The organism is Flavobacterium cutihirudinis, assembly GCF_003385895.1.
GTDB classification, from domain to species: domain Bacteria; phylum Bacteroidota; class Bacteroidia; order Flavobacteriales; family Flavobacteriaceae; genus Flavobacterium; species Flavobacterium cutihirudinis.
In genome coordinates, this window is sequence record NZ_QRDQ01000009.1 from 713,940 (window position 1) to 732,061 (window position 18,122).

13 protein-coding genes and 3 tRNA genes are annotated in these 18,122 nt (G+C 34.1%); 9 read left to right on the top strand and 7 right to left on the bottom strand.

What is annotated here, in order from left to right; translation table 11 throughout:
* Positions 1–62 precede the first annotated feature (62 nt).
* Positions 63–2,333, top strand: a complete 2,271-nt coding sequence (locus tag BD847_RS13895; RefSeq protein ID WP_244201604.1) for a T9SS type B sorting domain-containing protein — start codon at positions 63–65, stop codon at positions 2,331–2,333.
* 110 nt (positions 2,334–2,443) lie between these two features.
* Here BD847_RS13895 and typA read toward each other — a convergent pair whose 3' ends face one another.
* Complete coding sequence (typA, locus tag BD847_RS13900) at positions 2,444–4,240, bottom strand: translational GTPase TypA (protein ID WP_115888866.1); 1,797 nt, start codon at positions 4,238–4,240, stop codon at positions 2,444–2,446.
* Positions 4,241–4,574: 334 nt separating this feature from the next.
* On the opposite strand from typA, the gene BD847_RS13905 reads away from it, so the two are divergent.
* Together BD847_RS13905 and BD847_RS13910 are read left to right on the top strand one after the other, a co-directional pair.
* Positions 4,575–6,119 (top strand): PAS domain-containing sensor histidine kinase, encoded by a 1,545-nt coding sequence (locus tag BD847_RS13905; RefSeq protein WP_244201605.1) that lies wholly within the window; start codon positions 4,575–4,577, stop codon positions 6,117–6,119.
* A gap of 6 nt (positions 6,120–6,125) precedes the next feature.
* Positions 6,126–6,539: a response regulator gene (locus BD847_RS13910; RefSeq protein ID WP_115888868.1), complete on the top strand. Its 414-nt coding sequence runs from the start codon at positions 6,126–6,128 to the stop codon at positions 6,537–6,539.
* Positions 6,540–6,733: 194 nt separating this feature from the next.
* Here the strand turns inward: BD847_RS13910 and rpsT are convergent, their stop codons facing one another.
* The 5 genes from rpsT to proS form a co-directional block, all read right to left on the bottom strand.
* The gene (gene rpsT, locus BD847_RS13915; protein WP_068844538.1) at positions 6,734–6,985 is read right to left on the bottom strand and encodes a 30S ribosomal protein S20; all 252 of its coding nucleotides are present in this window, start codon (positions 6,983–6,985) and stop codon (positions 6,734–6,736) included.
* A gap of 154 nt (positions 6,986–7,139) precedes the next feature.
* A tRNA-Glu gene (locus BD847_RS13920) sits at positions 7,140–7,211 on the bottom strand.
* 43 nt (positions 7,212–7,254) lie between these two features.
* Positions 7,255–7,326: transfer RNA gene (locus BD847_RS13925), tRNA-Glu, on the bottom strand.
* 42 nt (positions 7,327–7,368) lie between these two features.
* Positions 7,369–7,440, bottom strand: a tRNA-Glu gene (locus BD847_RS13930).
* A 78-nt stretch (positions 7,441–7,518) separates the two neighbouring features.
* Positions 7,519–8,997 carry a proline--tRNA ligase gene (proS, locus tag BD847_RS13935; RefSeq protein ID WP_115888869.1) on the bottom strand — a complete coding sequence of 493 codons (1,479 nt, stop codon included), beginning with the start codon at positions 8,995–8,997 and terminating at the stop codon, positions 7,519–7,521.
* A 101-nt stretch (positions 8,998–9,098) separates the two neighbouring features.
* Here proS and BD847_RS13940 point away from each other — a divergent pair, with 101 nt between their 5' ends.
* The 6 genes from BD847_RS13940 to BD847_RS13965 all read left to right on the top strand — a co-directional run bounded on the left by BD847_RS13940 (position 9,099) and on the right by BD847_RS13965 (position 16,474).
* On the top strand, positions 9,099–10,091 hold the full coding sequence (locus tag BD847_RS13940; RefSeq protein ID WP_115888870.1) for a hypothetical protein: 993 nt from the start codon (positions 9,099–9,101) through the stop codon (positions 10,089–10,091).
* 41 nt (positions 10,092–10,132) lie between these two features.
* Entirely contained in the window at positions 10,133–11,713 is a 1,581-nt protein-coding gene (locus BD847_RS13945) for an OmpP1/FadL family transporter (protein WP_115888871.1), read from the top strand.
* Between the two features lie 326 nt (positions 11,714–12,039).
* Positions 12,040–13,422: a T9SS type A sorting domain-containing protein gene (locus BD847_RS13950; RefSeq protein ID WP_147298516.1), complete on the top strand. Its 1,383-nt coding sequence runs from the start codon at positions 12,040–12,042 to the stop codon at positions 13,420–13,422.
* Between the two features lie 207 nt (positions 13,423–13,629).
* Positions 13,630–14,940, top strand: a complete 1,311-nt coding sequence (gene rimO / locus BD847_RS13955) for a 30S ribosomal protein S12 methylthiotransferase RimO (protein WP_053473847.1) — start codon at positions 13,630–13,632, stop codon at positions 14,938–14,940.
* Positions 14,941–14,982: 42 nt separating this feature from the next.
* The gene (locus BD847_RS13960) at positions 14,983–15,534 is read left to right on the top strand and encodes a hypothetical protein (RefSeq protein WP_115888873.1); all 552 of its coding nucleotides are present in this window, start codon (positions 14,983–14,985) and stop codon (positions 15,532–15,534) included.
* Positions 15,535–15,568: 34 nt separating this feature from the next.
* The gene (locus BD847_RS13965; protein ID WP_115889028.1) at positions 15,569–16,474 is read left to right on the top strand and encodes an N-acetylmuramoyl-L-alanine amidase; all 906 of its coding nucleotides are present in this window, start codon (positions 15,569–15,571) and stop codon (positions 16,472–16,474) included.
* A gap of 475 nt (positions 16,475–16,949) precedes the next feature.
* On the opposite strand, the gene BD847_RS13970 is transcribed toward BD847_RS13965, so the two are convergent.
* Positions 16,950–18,026 carry an outer membrane beta-barrel protein gene (locus BD847_RS13970; protein WP_115888874.1) on the bottom strand — a complete coding sequence of 359 codons (1,077 nt, stop codon included), beginning with the start codon at positions 18,024–18,026 and terminating at the stop codon, positions 16,950–16,952.
* Positions 18,027–18,122 lie beyond the last annotated feature (96 nt).

The window sequence follows — 18,122 nt, forward strand, 5'->3', positions numbered from 1 at the left end:
AGGCTATGACTCACTTTAAAGCTTTAATATTTGTTTTCATGCTTTGTTGTTTATCCTTTGAGATGAACGGCCAATATATTAGCATAGACGATGGAAGAACTGCACAGGATCTTATAAGCAACGTTTTAGTCAACAGCTCTTGTGCTTCTACATCAGGCGAAACTGGTAAAGGCGATAATTATAGGCTTCCACAGCAAAGTTTTGCGTATTTCAACAGAAATGGCAGTAGTTTTCCTTTTGAAGAAGGAATAGTTTTAGCTTCATCAACAGCACAAAGTGCAATTGGGCCATTTGTAAGTGATTTAGGAACAAGCGATAGTGTCGATTGGCTCGGCGACAATGACCTTAATCAAATTCTGGGAATCAATTCTGTAGATGCAACTGTCCTTGAGTTTGATTTTGTCCCTCTGACTGATTATTTAAGTTTCAATTATATTTTTGCTTCTAATGAATATCAGTATTCCTATCCTTGCGAATACTCCGATGGTTTTGCTTTTTTGATTAAAGAAGTTGGAAGTACTGATCCATATAAAAACCTTGCGGTAATTCCTGGTACTAATACACCTGTTTCATCTGTTAATGTAAGACCACAAATTGTACCGGGAACAGGACCAAATGGAAGTCCGTATCCGGGTTGTGCAGCATCAAATGAAACTTATTTTAACGGTCTAAATACAAACACAAGTCCAGTAAATTATGCTGGACAAACTACTGTAATGACAGCGCAATCTCCTGTTAAAAAAGGAGTTCCGTATCATGTAAAACTAGTAGTAGCCGATGCAAGTTATCGCTATCTGGATTCGGCTGTATTTTTACAAGCCGGAAGTTTTGCATCAAAAATAGATTTTGGTCCAAACAGAACTTCAGACAATAGTAATCCTTTATGTTTTGGCGAAACTTTTTTATTAGACCCAAAATTATCTCCAGCCTATTCTTATAAATGGTACAGAGATAATGTTGAAGTAGCAACAACACCAACTTATACTGTTACTCAACCAGGAAACTATAAAGTAGAAATTACGCTAACTCCATCTTCTTGTCTTTTAGCAGGTGAAATCAAAATTGATTATGCGCCTGAAATTTTATCAACCGACACTTCGCTTCTGCAATGTGATGATAATAGTGATGGCTTTTCTATTTTCGATTTAACGAAAGTAAATAGCATCGTTAAAAACAACGCTACCAATATTACAAATGCAGGTTTTTATGAGACATTGCAAAATGCGCAGGACAAAACTAGTCCAATTGCAGGGCCTGAAATGTATATTAACAAAACACCTAATCAAACTGTTTTTGCTCGTCTAGAAAATGAATTTGGATGTTTTAAAATAGCTGAAGTACTACTGCAAATTGCTCCAACATCAATTCCTGACCCAAGCCCGATAAATAAATGTGACGAAGATGATCAACAGGATGGAATTTACGAGTTTAATCTTGACTTGGATGTTACACCACAAGTACTTTTAGGTTTACCAAGCCAATTAAAAGCACATTACTATTTAACCGCAAATGATGCTTTAGCAGAAATAAATGTACTGCCAAATTTATACAAAAATGCTACTGCTTTTAATCAAACCATTTACGCAAGAGTTGTAAACGGTCCAGATTGTTATGATGTAGTAAAAGTTGACCTTGTTGTAAATACTTTTAACCCTCCTAATTTTGAAGACGAATCGAAATATTTATGTAAAAACGGTAGCTTAGAATTAATTGTTGCAACAGGTTTTGCTTCTTATAACTGGAGTAACGGAAGTACTAGTAATTCAACTACAGTAACTACCGCCGGCGATTACACTGTAACTGTTACGGATAGCAAGGGGTGTCCTAAAACCAAAAAATTCACTGTTATTCTTTCGGAACCGGCTACAATTACAGATGCTGTTGTAAATGATTTTTCAGGAAATGATAATTCTGTCCTGATAAAATATACAGGTGCAGGAAATTATGAATTTTCACTTGATGGAAAACACTTTCAAGATGATCCGCAATTTAATGGTATAGCCCCAGGCATTTATAATGCAGTCGCTCATGATAAAAATGAATGTGGTATGTCAAACATATTTCCTATATACGTATTGGACTATCCAAGATTTTTTACCCCAAATAACGATAGTCATAATGATTTTTGGATCATTGAGAATTCAGACAAACTTCCTGAATATAAAATTTATATTTTTGACCGTTATGGTAAATTACTGAAACAAATGAATCAGAGTAGTTCGGGATGGAGCGGACAATTTAATGGTCAGCAATTACCTGCAGACGATTATTGGTTCACTTTGACTTTTGAAAATGGAAAAAATGTCAAAGGTCATTTTAGTTTAATCAGATAATTTATAAAATTCCAATCTTAAAATAAAATTCCAAAAAGAAATGGAAAGCAATAAAAAAATCCCAAACTCCTAATGGAATTTGGGATTTTTATATTGAAAGTTAAAACTAATTAGATTTTATATCTTTTTCTATCAGTTTCACTTAAGTAAATCTTTCTTAAACGAAGAGATTTTGGAGTAACTTCAACATACTCATCTTTTTGGATGTACTCTAAAGCTTCTTCTAAAGAAAATTTGATAGCTGGAATAATTCTAGCTTTATCATCAGCTCCAGAAGAACGTACGTTAGAAAGTTTTTTCGTTTTAGTAACGTTAACAGTCATATCGTCGCTACGAGTATTTTCTCCAATAACCTGACCTTCATAGATATCCTCGTTAGGATCAACGAAGAATTTACCACGATCTTGTAATTTATCGATAGAGTAAGGAATTGCTTTTCCGTTTTCCATAGAGATTAACGAACCGTTGTTACGTCCAGGAATTTCTCCTTTGTATGGTTCGTACCCGATGAAACGGTGTGCCATGATAGCCTCACCAGCAGTAGCAGTAAGCAATTGATTTCTTAAACCAATAATTCCACGAGATGGAATGTTGAATTTAATAATCATACGCTCACCTTTACCTTCCATAGAAAGCATTTCTCCTTTACGGATAGTAACGAATTCAACCGCTCTACCTGAAAGGTTTTCTGGTAAGTCGATAGTTAATTCCTCAATTGGCTCACATTTAACACCATCAACTTCTTTGATGATAACTTGTGGCTGACCAATTTGAAGCTCATAACCTTCTCTTCTCATTGTTTCAATAAGAACAGATAAGTGAAGTACACCACGTCCAAAAACCATGAATTTATCAGCAGAATCAGTTTCTCCAACTTTCATTGCTAAGTTTTTCTCAAGCTCTTTTGTCAATCTTTCACGGATATGACGAGAAGTAACAAATTTACCTTCTTTACCAAAGAAAGGTGAATCGTTAATTGTGAACAACATAGACATTGTTGGCTCATCGATAGCAATAGTTTGTAAAGCTTCCGGATTTTCGAAATCTGCGATTGTATCACCAATTTCAAATCCTTCAATACCTACTACAGCACAAATATCTCCAGCAACAACTTCTTCTACTTTTCTACGGCCTAAACCTTCGAAAGTATGTAATTCTTTAATTCTTGATTTGATTACTTTACCATCTCTTTTTACCAAAGAAATTGGAGATCCTTCTTTCAAGATACCTCTTTCAAGACGACCAATAGCGATACGACCTGTAAAAGAAGAGAAATCTAAAGATGTAATCAACATTTGAGGAGTTCCTTCAGAAACTTTAGGAGCTGGAACATTAGCAATAACCATGTCTAATAATGGTTCAATATTTTCTGTTTGATTTTTCCAATCATCAGACATCCAGTTGTTTTTAGCAGAACCGTAAACAGTTGGGAAATCCAATTGTTCTTCAGTAGCACCTAATTCAAACATTAAGTCAAAAACTTTTTCGTGAACTTCTTCAGGAGTACAGTTTTCTTTATCAACTTTATTGATAACTACACATGGTTTTAAACCTAAATCAATAGCTTTTTGTAGTACGAAACGCGTTTGTGGCATTGGCCCTTCAAAAGCATCTACTAACAAACATACACCATCGGCCATGTTTAATACACGTTCAACTTCACCTCCAAAATCCGCGTGGCCTGGAGTGTCAATAATATTGATTTTTGTTCCTTTATATTGAACTGATACGTTTTTAGAAGTAATAGTAATACCTCTCTCGCGCTCTAAATCGTTATTATCAAGAATTAAATCACCTGTGTTTTCGTTTTCACGAAATAATTGACAGTGATACATAATTTTATCAACCAAAGTGGTTTTACCGTGATCGACGTGGGCAATAATTGCAATGTTTCTAATAGATTCCATCTGTGATTTTTAATGGGCGCAAAGGTACACTTTATTTTTTAATAAAAAACGTTTCTAACATAGTTTGCGTATATACAATCAATTAGTTAATACAAAACAACAAATTACACCCCTCAAAATGAACTTTACTTATTGTTGAGTTATAGTTAATTTAACTATATTTGGAGTAATGAAAAGTAAAACTCTCCAAATTACTCTAGTTTATATTCTAGTATCATTGTTTATGGCAATAGTCTGTCATAAAATACTTACCACTTATTTTTCGGATGTTAAATACTTCGATCTTTTTTTCCTCAAAGACATTTTTTTTATTTTAACTACTGCCGCATTTTTCATGTATATAGTTTCAAAAAATCAAGAAAGAAATGTTTCTATTTTTAAAAAATTAAAAGAAACCAATGAAGAAATTAAAGAGTCTAATGAGAAATATGATATAGTAGCAAAAGCAACGAGCGACACTATTTGGGACTGGAAAATTCAGGAAGACAATATAAATTGGAATAAAGGAATTGAAGGCATCTTTGGGTACAATCCAAACGATGTTGGAAAGACTTCTAAATGGTGGTTTGACAAAATTCACCCGGAAGACAGCATTAGAATGTCCATCAAATTATACTCTTTTATTGAGCAGAAAACGGAAAAATGGCAGGATCAATACCGTTTTAGATGTGCAGACGGAAGTTACAAATATGTTTTAGACAGAGGTTTTTTATTAAAAGACGAAAATGGTCGAGCTATCAGAATGATTGGGGCCATCCAGGATATCACTAAACAAAAAGAAGAAGAACAACGATTGAAATTATTAGAAACCGTAATTACACAATCGAAAGACTCCATTTTAATTACTGAAGCCAATTCAGTTGATCGAAAAATTCCAAAAATTGTCTATGTAAACCCAGCTTTCTCACAAATGTCAGGTTATTTATCCCATGAAATAATAGGAAAATCACCAAACATATTTAAAGGTCCAAAATCAGACTCAGAAGAATTAAAAAAATTATTGCGAGCAATCAAGAATGAGGAAGAATGCTTGATTGAAACCATCAGTTATACCAAGAAAAAAGAAGAATATTGGGTTCGATTTTCAATGATTCCGATTTTCAATAATGAAAATACAATTTCGCATTGGATTTCCATACAAAGAGACATTACCGAAGAAAAGAAACTAGAAACCGAAAAAGAGCATTTAATTCGAGAACTGACACAAAACAACAAAGACCTTAAACAGTTTTCCTACATTACCTCACATAACTTAAGAGCTCCTTTATCCAATTTAATTGGACTCTTAAATCTCATTGAAGACATTCCTGTTGAAAACCCTGAACTCGAAGAAATCCTTACTGGATTTACCAAATCGACACATCTATTAAATGAAACTATTAATGATTTAGTAAAAGTAATCATTATCAAAGACAATCCTTCGATGCAAAAAGAAGAGGTTTCTCTTAAAGAAGTCTTTGAAAATGTTTTCAGCCAATTATCTTTTCAAATTGAATTGCACAAACCAATCATTAAACTTAAGTTTGACAAAGTTCCATTATTAAACACAAACAAAGCTTATATCGAAAGCATATTACTAAATCTGCTTACAAACTCGATTAAATACAAGTCCGAAAACAGAAAATTAAAAATATCAATTACAGCAGAACAGGTTGGAAATAATGCGATACTAACCTTTAAAGATAATGGAATAGGGATTGATCTGGAAAGAAATCGCGATAAAGTCTTCGGTCTATACCAAAGATTTCACAATTATCCTGACAGCAAAGGATTAGGTTTATACCTTGTTAAATCGCAGGTTGAAACTATGGGAGGAACAATTAGCATTGAAAGCGAAGTCAACAAAGGAACTACATTTACAATAACATTTAAAAATTAACACACTATGCTTGAGCAGATTCTATGCATTGACGACGATCCAATTACGTTAATGCTTTGCAAAAAAGTAATTTCAAAATCAGAATTTTCCAATGAAATTATTACGGCTCAAAATGGCGAGGAAGCTCTGCATCATTTCAACACTTTAAAATACACCAACAACAAAAATAAAGTAAGCAAAAAACCAGAACTAATTTTTCTTGATTTAAACATGCCTGTCATGGGAGGCTGGGAATTTCTGGATCATTTCACTTCTTCTGCGTATTCCGAATTCAATTCAGCCAACGTCATTGTATTATCTTCTACAATTGACCCTGACGATCTCGCAAAAGCTAAAAAATACCCTATTATAATTGATTTTCTTTCTAAACCAATTACACTACCAATGCTTGAGTATCTTAAAAAGAAAATTGATTTATAATCGTTTTAGACCCCAAATACTAAAATCCAAATTCCAACTTTACAGAAAGTGGAATTTGGATTTTTTATTATTTACAAATCAAACCAGATTTTTAGGAATTTGAAATTTCTCATTTTAAGAATTCCCTCAATTTGGTTAAAACAAAAAAAGTCCTCAAAAGAGGACTTTTTTATATATCTTTTAAATTGTTTTAATTACAATTTAGCAACATGTTTAGTTAATTTAGACTTCAAGTTAGAAGCTTTATTATCATGAATGATGTTCTTTTTAGCTAATTTATCAATCATAGAAATTACAGTTGATAATTTTGCAGTAGCATCAGCTTTATCAGTAGCTATTCTTAATGCTTTAATAGCGTTACGAGTAGTTTTGTGCTGGTATCTGTTAAGAACTCTTCTTTTTTCGTTACTTCTGATTCTTTTTAATGCTGACTTATGATTTGCCATTTTCTTTTAATTTTAGATGTAATAATAATTATAAATACTAGTTAAAAAAGAAAAACCTCCCACAATTGCAAAACAATCACTTTGGTTTTAACTAATAAAATAAAAACCGAGACACCAATTCTTATTTTACAAAACTTATTTACAACTAATTTTGTAGTCTGTAAGGGAATCGAACCCCTGTTACCAGGACGAAAGCCTGGAGTCCTAACCCCTAGACGAACAGACCAATTTCTTCTAAGTTTTCTTCAATTTAAATAAAATTGAAATTGTAGTCCGTGGGGGAATCGAACCCCCCTTACCAGGATGAAAACCTGGCGTCCTAACCGATAGACGAACGGACCATTACATCAAGTTAAATAACTTAAAAATTGCAGAAAAAAAAGTAGTCCGTGGGGGAATCGAACCCCCCTTACCAGGATGAAAACCTGGCGTCCTAACCGATAGACGAACGGACCGTGTTTCTCTAATGCGGATGCAAAGATACATCTATTTTTTAGTTGCACAATAGTTGATGCAAAAAAAATATTTTTTTTTTAATACGCCTTAGCAAAAAGCACTCTTTTAGAAGACGGATTCCCAGTAAATACACAGGTTCCAGCTTCTTCTTTAGCATCCAAAGGAATACAACGAATGGTAGCTTTTGTCAAATCTTTTATTTTCTCTTCAGTTGCAGCGGTTCCATCCCAGTGTGCAGACAAGAATCCACCTTTACCTTCTAAAACTTCTTTAAACTCCTCAAAACTATTCACTTCCGTAATATGAGTATTTCTATAATTTAATGCACGGTCAAATAAATCCTTCTGAATCTGTTCTAAAAGATCATTTATGTACTCAACAATTTTTTCACTCGCAACAACCTCTTTTGTCAAATTATCACGTCTTGCTACCTCAAAAGTTCCGTTTTCTAAATCTTTTGGACCAACAGCAATTCTAACAGGAACTCCTTTTAATTCCCATTCAGCAAATTTGAATCCTGGTTTTTGAGTTGTTCTGTCATCGTATTTAACTGAAATTTTCAGCTTTCTCAATTTCGCTGTCAATTCATTCACTGCAGCAGTAATTTCTGCCAATTGCTCATCCGTTTTATGAATCGGAACAATAACAACCTGAATTGGTGCCAAATTTGGAGGCAGAACCAATCCCTGATCATCTGAATGCGTCATAATAAGCGCTCCCATCAAACGAGTAGAAACTCCCCATGATGTTCCCCAAACATGTTCTTGTTTTCCTTCTGCATTAGCAAACTTCACATCAAACGCTTTAGCAAAATTTTGACCTAAAAAGTGAGAAGTTCCTGCTTGCAACGCTTTTCCATCCTGCATCAAAGCTTCAATACAATACGTTTCATCTGCACCGGCAAAACGCTCAGTTTCGGTTTTAAAACCCTTCACTACCGGAATAGCCATAAAGTTCTCTGCAAACTCAGCATACACATTCATCATTTTTTCTGACTCCTCAATAGCTTCTGCTTTTGTTGCGTGAGCTGTATGCCCCTCCTGCCATAAAAATTCAGCTGTTCTTAAAAACAAACGCGTACGCATTTCCCAACGCACTACGTTCGCCCATTGATTAATAAGCAAAGGCAAATCTCTATAAGACTGTACCCATCCTTTATATGTAGACCAAATAATAGCTTCACTGGTTGGACGAACAATAAGTTCTTCCTCTAATTTTGCATTCGGATCAACCATTAATTTTCCGGGACGATCCTCATCATTCTTTAATCTGTAATGTGTTACAACAGCACATTCTTTTGCAAATCCTTCTGCATTTTTCTCTTCTGCTTCAAACATGCTCTTTGGCACGAATAACGGAAAGTAAGCATTCTGATGTCCTGTCTCTTTAAACATTCTGTCTAACTCCGCCTGCATTTTTTCCCAAATAGCATATCCGTAAGGTTTAATAACCATACATCCTCTAACTCCTGAGTTTTCGGCTAAATCTGCCTTAACAACCAGTTCGTTATACCATTTCGAATAATCTTCTGATCTTGTAGTGAGGTTCTTACTCATATTGAATAGTTTGGCACAAATTTTGTTTTAATAATTTTAACTAAATAGTTTGACAAAACTAACTATTTTTGTAATGTGCAACAATAAAAAACACCACAGATATGAAAACTTCTACATCTCTCCGCCAAAACTCACGTCATTTTTACGCAATTGGATTACTGAGTTTTCTACTAACGTCGTGTGGTTCTTACCAAAATTCATCTTATCACGACAACGATGGGGTTTATGGAGGCTCTGCCAGTACGTATACGCAACAAACTACAGCAGCAGGCACAAACAATCAATACAAAGACTATTTCAAATCACTTCAGGACGATAACCAGCCAACTGAAATTTTTACAGACGTTGACAATTATGGTAATTATTCAGAAAGCGACAGCACTCAGACTGCATCAACTGCCTATCCTGCATGGGGAAGCAGCAGCTCTGAAGTTTCTATAAACTATTATTCTGACCCAACATGGTCATTTGGATTCGGATTCGGATGGGGTTATCCTTATTACGGATGGGGATATCCATACTATGGATGGGGTTATCCAGGTTGGGGATACCCTGGATGGGGCTACCCAGGTTGGGGTTATCCAGGATGGGGATACCCTGGATATTACGGAAACTACTCCTATAACTACGGAAGAAGAGGTTCAGCTGCTTACTACGGCTCTAGAGGATATGCTACAAGAAGCTCTTCTTATGACGGAAGAAACTACAGCTCAAGAAACTATTCAGGAAGAACTTACTCCGGAAGAGACAACAGCTACACTACCAACAGAAGTTACACCAACAGACGTAGCACTGATTATTCAGATTACAGAAGAAGCGCTTCCGTAAACGGAAGAACTTACTCTAGCCCAACTTTCACTAACAGAAGAAGTACTACTCAGGGACAAGCAAGCAGTTATGATTACTCTAACAGAAGATCAAGCAGCAGTGCAACTACAAACAGAAGTTACAATAACACCAATAGTAACTCAACAAGATCATACTCTCCTAGCCCATCTCGTTCAATGAACAGTGGCGGAGGCAGCATGAGATCATCTGGCGGCGGAGGTGGCGGCGGAAGATCCTACGGAGGTGGCGGCGGTGGAAGAAGATAAACCTTTTTCTACAAATCGTTAATTATTAAAAACTTACCAAAATGAAAAAAATATTCTTCCTTTTTATAACAGGACTAACTGTTAGCGTCTCATTTTCTCAGGAAGTATCTGATGCTATGCGTTATGCACAAGACAACATTACGGGAACTGCCAGATTTAGAGCTATGAGTGGCGCATTTGGAGCACTTGGAGGCGACCTATCTTCTTTAACAGTAAACCCTGCGGGATCAGCTATATTCACAAATAATCAGGCGGGTATAACATTTAGCAATCAAAATATTAAAAACAATTCCAATTATTTTGGCACACAAACTTCAGATAAAGAAAATTCTTTTCTTTTAAATCAAGCAGGTGCTGTTTTTGTTTTTAACGACCATAACCCAAATAATAATTGGAAAAAAATTGCCATTGGAGCAACTTACGAAAACACAAACAACTTTAATAACGAGGTTTTTTCAGCAGGTATAAATCCACGAAATTCAATTGATGGATATTTTTTAGACTATGCAAATTACAGCAATGGAGGATCACCAGTTCCTCATGAATTGGTAAACTTAGCCAACAATGAAACACTAACTGACTTGTATCAATATTTAGGATCTACTTTACCCAACAGTCAATACCCTAATTTGTCCGGATTTTCAGCACAGCAAGCTTTACTAGGATACCAGGCTTACTTAATAAACATTGATGACCCAAACAACGCAAACAGTACATATTCCACAAATAATGCACCTGACGGCAAAAATTATTACCAAGAAAACGAAATTTACACAAGAGGCTACAACAGCAAGATAAGTTTCAATATTGCTACTTCCTACAAAGACCGATTTTACTTTGGAGCCAACTTAAATGCACATATAACTGATTACAGAAGGACATCAAGCTTTTACGAAGAGAATAAAAACCCATTACAAACTTATGAAACAGTATCTAACGTACGTTTTAACAACGAACTTTACACTTATGGAAATGGTTTTTCTTTTCAACTTGGAGCAATTGGCAAAGTTACTGAGAGTTTTAGACTTGGTATCGCATACGAATCTAATACATGGTATAACTTATATGACGAGCTTTCGCAAAGTTTATTCACGACAACTGAAACAAATAAAGAATCATTTAACAACAATGCAAATCCAAATGTCATAAATGTTTACGAATCTTATACTTTGCAAACACCAGATAAATTTACTTTCAGCGGCGCATATGTATTCGGAAAATCCGGTTTGATCAGTGTTGATTATTCTATTAAAAATTATGGAAACACAAAATACAAACCAACAAACAACCCAGGGTTCAAAGGATTAAATACTGACATGAGCAATCAATTAACATCTAACGGAGAATTACGAGTTGGTGCAGAATACAAAATTGAACGCTTAAGTCTTCGCGGAGGATATCGCTATGAAGGCAGTCCTTATAAAAACAAAACTACAATTGGAGATTTAAACAGCTATTCTGCCGGTTTAGGATATAGTTTTGGAGGAACTAAGATTGATTTAGCTTATTCTTATTTAGAAAGAAAATCAAATCAGGGATTTTTTGCAACCGGATTTACCGATGGAGCTAACATCCAATCAAAACTGAACAATGTGACCATGACATTATTATTTGAATTGTAATTAGAAATTAAATAGATGAATGAAGATTTCCGTTTGGTTTTACCTTACGGATTTTTTTTATAAGTAATTAACTATATAAAACACACGATAACCTATTTTTGTAAGTTTTTTTTGTATAAATTAGCTAAATAACTTTAAACTACAAAATTATGATGCTTATTAAAAATTACTTTATTTACTTTTTTTTTATTTTTTTATTTAACTACACGTTATATTCACAAGTTACAATTACAAGTAATAACTTAAAAGTTGACAACAATTTAGTTAGCAACAATACAATTGCATTTAATAGCAACCTTAGTGTAAATATATCTATTGACATAAAAATGGAAACAACAGATGGATCCACAAATACCACTTTCGGAAATTTGTTTTTATACTATAAGACAAATACTGATGATACTCCAACTCAAATAGCAATTCAATCTATAACATTTGTTAATAACTATCCAAAAACAAATTATATAAATAATACATTTTTCACCTCTATAAAGTTATTCAAAAATGACTTTTTAAGCAATGGAGGGACCCTTTACGCAGAATACAAAACAAATGACAAAAAAGTATACAAATCTCAAGTCATAAACATAACAGGAGGAGGACATACAACTATGCCACCTCCACCCAACAATCAAAGCAAACAAATTTTTAGCAACTTAATAGGAAATGATCAAATAATAGCTTCAGGAGAGATCCCAAAACCTTTTTCCTATTACACACCGTTTTATAGAAACTCAGACAATCTTCCTGGCCGACGTGGATCTGCCAGTTCTGGCAGTTCTAGCGCGAATATATATCTAACTATTTTTAAATGGCAAATAAAAACCAGAAGTACTAACTGGACCGATATTCCAGGAGCAACTTCTGCAGGATATTCTCCAAATAAAGCTATTTATGAAAACACTTCTTATCGTAGAATAGCTTTTTACGAAGGCGGACAATATGATTTTAGCAATAATATTTTCATAATTATTAATGATCAATCATTTCAAAACACAATTTGCTGCAACCAAATTATAACATCATCTAGTAGCGGAAAGGAGGAAATAGCAGGCAATACTCCGAACTTAAATAACTTCACTTATAGATGGCAATCATGTAGTGACCCTAGTAATATTATTCAAAATTGGGCAGAAATGCCTTTTGCAAACGATAAAAATTTCCCTCCTTCTTATATACAACCTTCTACTGGAAGAGGGAATGAAACTGAAGCATATCGGCGATTAATAAAACAAAATGGCAACGTGATAAGCATAAGCAACACGGTGAGCATTACATACTCAATACCCAATACCAGCACTGGCCCAACAAGAAATGATGGCACTACCCCCACTAGAACATCAAAATCCACTACAAACAACGATTTCAAAACTAATCCCTTTATATCAACTAACAACTTATCTGACACGACTATTATAAAAGAAAATTTAGATGCGCAAAATATCGAAAACAAAACAAACCAAGAATCTTTAAAAATAAACAACAACATTAGCTTGTATCCAAATCCAATTACAAATTACTTTAACATTGAAGGAGCCGTAAATATAAATGACATTGCAATTTATGATTTTTTTGGAAAAAAAATAAATATCGTTAAACAACAAAAATCCACCAATCTGATAGAAATCAACACAACTGATCTACAATCCGGAATCTTTATTTTAAAAATAGACAATACTACTTTTTCAAAAACATTGATAAAAAACTAAACGCAATTAATAAATTGAAATTTCCGTCAGGTTCTAACTGGCGGATTTTTTTTTAGCCCTGATGGAAACGGCATCCTTTTATGGTGGGGTTCACCATAAAAGATACAGTTGATAGCAGGATTCACTTCATAAAAAACACCTAAATGAATACGAAACGAGTGGTGTTTGAATAAAAAAGTGTAATTTTGCACTCCAATTTATAAAAGTATGAGAACCAAGTCTTTAAAAAAGAACAAAATTAACGTAATCACTCTTGGGTGTTCGAAAAATGTATATGATAGTGAAGTGCTTATGGGACAACTTCGTGCCAATGGTAAAGAAGTGACTCATGAGGCTACAAAAGATGAAGGAAACATTATCGTAATAAACACTTGTGGCTTTATTGATAACGCAAAAGCGGAATCAGTAAACATGATTTTGGAATATGCTGATAAAAAAGACAAAGGATTAGTTGATAAAGTTTTTGTAACAGGATGTTTGTCTGAACGTTACAGACCAGATTTAGAAAAAGAGATTCCGAATGTTGATCAATATTTTGGCACAACAGAATTACCTCAACTTTTAAAAGCTTTAGGAGCTGACTATAAACATGAATTATTAGGAGAAAGATTAACTACAACTCCTAAAAATTATGCCTATCTTAAAATTGCTGAAGGATGCGACAGACCTTGTAGTTTTTGTGCAATTCCGTTAATGCGAGGCTCTCACGTTTCGCAACCAATTGAAAAATTAGTTAAAGAAGCGCAAGGTTTAGCAAAAAACGGCGTTAAAGAATTAATACTAATTGCTCAGGATTTGACTTATTATGGTTTAGACCTATATAAAAAGAGAAATCTTGCTGAATTATTAGAAGCTTTAGCAGCAGTTGAAGGAATTGAATGGATTCGTTTGCACTATGCATATCCAACTGGTTTCCCGATGGATGTTTTAGAATTAATGAAACGTGAGCCTAAAATCTGTAATTATATTGATATTCCATTGCAGCATATTTCAGATTCTATCTTAAAATCAATGCGCAGAGGAACAACTCAGGCGAAAACGACTCAATTATTAAAAGATTTCCGTGCTGCTGTTCCAGGAATGGCAATCAGAACTACTTTAATTGTTGGATATCCTGGTGAAACACAAGAAGATTTTGAAATTTTGAAAGATTTTGTTCAGGAAATGAAATTTGACAGAATGGGATGTTTTGCTTATTCTCATGAAGAAAACACACATGCTTATTTGCTTGAAGATAATGTTCCAGATGATGTAAAACAAGCCAGAGCAAATGAAATAATGGAATTGCAATCGCAAATTTCATGGGATTTGAACCAAGAAAAAGTTGGACAAGTTTTTAGATGTATTATTGATAGAAAAGAAGGTGCGCATTTTGTAGGCAGAACTGAGTTTGACAGTCCTGATGTTGACAATGAAGTTTTGATTGATGCTTCTAAACATTATGTAAAAACCGGTGAATTTGTTAATATAAAAATAATAGAAGCAACAGAATTTGATTTATACGGAGAACCTGCTTAAATTTACATAAACAATTGTCAATTATTTAGATAACTCACTTTTATGAAACCTACACATACCTTATTTTTTCTAGTATTCACTTTATTCTGTTTCAGTTCTGCTTCAGCACAATATGGAGGCTATAATAATGGTTATGGTGGCGGTGGCTATGGAAGCGGTTACGGCAGAGGCGGCGGAATGGGTATGGACAGAAGTATGATGAGTGGCCCTCAAGGCAATACCAGCAAACCAAAAGAAATTCCAGCAGAAGAAACAGCAGCTAAAATTGTTGAACAAATGAAGCCAGAAGTAAATCTGGACGAATTACAAGCCATCGCAATTACAAATGTTTTGGCTGATAGCATGAAAGAACAAGGAGTGCTTTTAAAAAACGAAAGTAGTAGTCAGGATCAAAAATTGGAGCAATTGACCGCTTTAAGAGAAAGTACAACTAAAAAAATAACTGCTTTTCTAAATCCTGATCAGATAGAAAAGTATAATAATTTCATGGCCAACTTTAAAGAAATTAAAAAGCCAAAATCAAAAAAGAAAAAAGATTCTAAAGATAATAAAGAGACAAAAGGAGAAGAAAACACTATAAAACTTGAAGAATAAGCATTTCAACTTCATCTTTCAAATGTAAATGACCATGGCAAAAAAAATTCTCAGCTATTTGATTTTAGCAATTATTATTACTTCTTGCTCTACAAATCCGTATAAAACAACTGAAAAAGTATACGATCAGCAGCTTAAAAATTTAGAGAATCAAATTACAAGCAAAGAGCCACAAACTATACCCGGTATTAATCCTGTCGTTATCGACACTACATATGCACAACAACTAGGCATCGTAAAAGATACTTTATCTAAAACAGGATCTACTTTATTGGTAAATGGAATCAATACGGAATGGATTGGAACAGTAAATTTCAATTTAAGAAAACCAAGCTTTATCATCATTCACCATACTGCACAGGATTCACTTAAACAAACGATAAACACGTTTACCAAAACCAAAACACAGGTTAGCGCCCATTATGTTATTTCTGAAAACGGAAAAGTAGTTCAGATGCTTAATGACTATTTGAGAGCGTGGCATGCAGGAGCTTCGACTTGGGGAAAAAATACAGATATCAATTCCAGTTCAATAGGTATCGAGTTGGATAACAATGGTTTCAAACCTTTTACAGAAACGCAGATAAGCAGTCTGGTTGCACTTTTAACAAAGTTGAAAAAAGATTATAATATTCCAACTCAAAATATACTAGGTCATTCTGATATAGCTCCGGGAAGAAAACAAGATCCGAGCGCTTTATTTCCTTGGAAAACCTTAGCTGAAAAAGGTTTTGGAATCTGGCCAGATGAAGTTCTGGAAGAAGCTCCTTTCGATTTTAAAATTGAGCCTGCTTTAAGAATTATCGGATATAACACAAAAAATCTTTCAGCTGCGATAATGGCATTTAAACTGCATTATATTCAAACTGATACAACTCCGACGTTAGACAGAAAAACAATAGATACTATTTACTCAATTTACAAAAAGCAAATTCAGTAAAACATCCTTTAAGCAACAAAAAAAAGCGCATTTCTACAAAGTAAGAAATGCGCTTTTTTATTGTCGGGAAAACTTATTTTATAATCACACAAGGGCGAATCTAAAATTAAAATTTGCAATTAAATAGTAGACCAAATGCAGTGCACCTCTAGAGATAATTTTAGAACAAAACAAACTGCAATTCCAAATTTCACATCTGGAACAACTTGAAGCGTCACGAAAATATCTTTTATAATAACCAAGAGCAAATAATTTCCGGTTTAGGATTAGACGCACTGCAGTGCGCCTCTCCGGACAATTTCCAAAACAAAACAAAACAAAACAAAACAAAACAAAATACAATGTTACTTTTTTTATCTAGAGTAACATGAAACATCAAACTTAAAACTTCAAATTTCATAGAAATAAAAAAGCTGCCAAAACATTAATATGTTTCGACAGCTCCAAAAAAAAAAAAAAATATCAATCTTTATCTCTAAAAAGAGTATGTTGTAGCAATCAAGGCAAAGATAGATCCTCCAGTTGGTGCAGCATCTTTATCTAAAAAGATGTCTTCTGAAGCGGCATCGTATCTTAACTCCGGAATTATGGTTAGTTTTCCAACTTTGTAATTTAGAGAAACTGTATTTGCAAAAACGTTTGATCCTGTTAAATTCCCTAAACTTGCTGGCGCTGCATCTTTGGCATCAAAATATTCCATTCTGTAAGCCAGCAATAAAGATGGACTGAAAGAATAATTTGCATAACCTACTAATGAAAACCAATCTCCATCTAAAGCACTGTCTAAGTCATTTTTAGTTTTTGCGTAAGTAGCATTAAATCCTAAAGCAAATGAATCGCTTAATGTTTTTGACGCTACAAAATCAATCTGTGTTTTGTTATCTTCTGACGCCGGGTTACTACTTCCTGAAGTAAAATTCAGATAAGCACTTCCTGTATCTCCAATATATCCCACTTGACCGATATATGTTTTTTGACTTGAACCAGCATCCATTGCTGATTTAAAATCGGTTGGATTAGTTATACCAAACATAGCGGTAAACTTTCCTGATGTATATTGCGCTTTCACCCCTGTATTGAAAAATGGCCCATAAGAAAAAGCATAAGACATACTGTAGTTTTTATTGTCTACAGCATCCAATACTTCGTATCCGATATGGGTCCCAAAACTACCCGCTACTACTTTAAATTTATCAGTAATCTGGTAAGTAAAAAATAATTGTTTAATTAAAAATTTAGCATTTATATCTTTATCCGTTGTTTCATTATAGGAGAATTCGCCTGCTCTTTTCCCGAATCCTAAGTCTACGAAGACAGATGCTTTCCCGAAAGTATGACCTGCTTCAACCGAAGCCATTCCTAATTCAAATGAATCCTGAGAGTTGGTAAAGCTCGTTAATCCATTCATTTGTTTAGAAAAGTCATATTTATAATAAGCATCTGCTGACCCGCCCCAGGTTGTAGCTGGTGAAACTGGAGTTTCACTATCTTCTTGGGCAAAGGCAAAAGAACTCGTTAACATCGCGGCTAAAATGTGTAATACTTTTTTCATGTTTTACTTGGTTTTTGGTTATTAATTGATTCTGGTTAGTTAATCTTTATATATCTTAAAAAAATAGTAAATAGCACTTTTAAACCTATAATCCCC

What these genes read in the sequence shown, in the direction of transcription:
- BD847_RS13895 (WP_244201604.1), top strand. Translation starts at nt 63, where the DNA reads ATGAACGGCCAATATATTAGCATAGACGATGGAAGAACTGCACAGGAT.
- typA (WP_115888866.1), bottom strand. Translation starts at nt 4,240, where the DNA reads ATGGAATCTATTAGAAACATTGCAATTATTGCCCACGTCGATCACGGT.
- BD847_RS13905 (WP_244201605.1), top strand. Translation starts at nt 4,575, where the DNA reads ATGTATATAGTTTCAAAAAATCAAGAAAGAAATGTTTCTATTTTTAAA.
- BD847_RS13910 (WP_115888868.1), top strand. Translation starts at nt 6,126, where the DNA reads ATGCTTGAGCAGATTCTATGCATTGACGACGATCCAATTACGTTAATG.
- rpsT (WP_068844538.1), bottom strand. Translation starts at nt 6,985, where the DNA reads ATGGCAAATCATAAGTCAGCATTAAAAAGAATCAGAAGTAACGAAAAA.
- proS (WP_115888869.1), bottom strand. Translation starts at nt 8,997, where the DNA reads ATGAGTAAGAACCTCACTACAAGATCAGAAGATTATTCGAAATGGTAT.
- BD847_RS13940 (WP_115888870.1), top strand. Translation starts at nt 9,099, where the DNA reads ATGAAAACTTCTACATCTCTCCGCCAAAACTCACGTCATTTTTACGCA.
- BD847_RS13945 (WP_115888871.1), top strand. Translation starts at nt 10,133, where the DNA reads ATGAAAAAAATATTCTTCCTTTTTATAACAGGACTAACTGTTAGCGTC.
- BD847_RS13950 (WP_147298516.1), top strand. Translation starts at nt 12,040, where the DNA reads ATGGAAACAACAGATGGATCCACAAATACCACTTTCGGAAATTTGTTT.
- rimO (WP_053473847.1), top strand. Translation starts at nt 13,630, where the DNA reads ATGAGAACCAAGTCTTTAAAAAAGAACAAAATTAACGTAATCACTCTT.
- BD847_RS13960 (WP_115888873.1), top strand. Translation starts at nt 14,983, where the DNA reads ATGAAACCTACACATACCTTATTTTTTCTAGTATTCACTTTATTCTGT.
- BD847_RS13965 (WP_115889028.1), top strand. Translation starts at nt 15,569, where the DNA reads ATGGCAAAAAAAATTCTCAGCTATTTGATTTTAGCAATTATTATTACT.
- BD847_RS13970 (WP_115888874.1), bottom strand. Translation starts at nt 18,026, where the DNA reads ATGAAAAAAGTATTACACATTTTAGCCGCGATGTTAACGAGTTCTTTT.